This window comes from Sporichthya brevicatena, from assembly GCF_039525035.1.
GTDB lineage: Bacteria > Actinomycetota > Actinomycetes > Sporichthyales > Sporichthyaceae > Sporichthya > Sporichthya brevicatena.
Genome location: NZ_BAAAHE010000077.1, coordinates 1 through 595, shown reverse-complemented (window position 1 = coordinate 595; position 595 = coordinate 1). Strand labels below are relative to the sequence as shown.

The following is a 595-nucleotide window of genomic DNA, read 5'->3' as shown; positions in this document are numbered from 1 at the left end:
CTCCTCGGCGGAGCCGGCGCCGAGTTCGAACTCGGCCGGGTCGACCTCGGTCGGGTCGGGCGTGGGCTCGGTCATGAACGGATCACCTTCCTGATGGGTGACCGCGGGGAGCTCCTCGGCGGTCATGAGGTTGCCGGCCACGAGCCGCAGCAGATGTAATAGGACCCGAGCGTGGAGCTGGTCCGTAGCTGCACGTTCCCCGACGCCGACACGAAGAACACGCCCGACGAGTTACCGCCGCTGGTGCCCGCACGGATGATCAGGTCATGCGTCCCGTCCGGTGGGCGGAACCCGACCGGGACCGTGCCGACGTTGTGGTTCGTCGTCGCGCTCAGGCCGGTGTTAGACCAGCCACCGCGCATATAGATGACATCGCCGATCTTGCGGACCTGAGGCTGCTGCTGAATCGCGAACCCGGGCAGCGTCGTCACGTCCTGCCATCCCGTGTCCTCGACGTTCAACAGGTCGGCCGTCAGGATCTGCCCGGCGAGGAATGTCGTCATGCCGCGCCCCCTCTCAAAGAGCTATGTAGACAGGCTTGGCGAGGTGGACCTGTTCGCCCGCGGCGTGCGACTTCACAACCCCGTTGACCGAC

Annotated in this window: 1 protein-coding gene; it reads right to left on the bottom strand. The window is 66.4% G+C overall.

Annotation, left to right across the window (positions count from 1 at the left end; all coding sequences use genetic code 11):
* Positions 1 to 122: 122 nt before the first annotated feature.
* Entirely contained in the window at positions 123 to 503 is a 381-nt protein-coding gene (locus tag ABD401_RS24985) for a hypothetical protein (protein ID WP_344609945.1), read from the bottom strand.
* Positions 504 to 595: the final 92 nt, after the last annotated feature.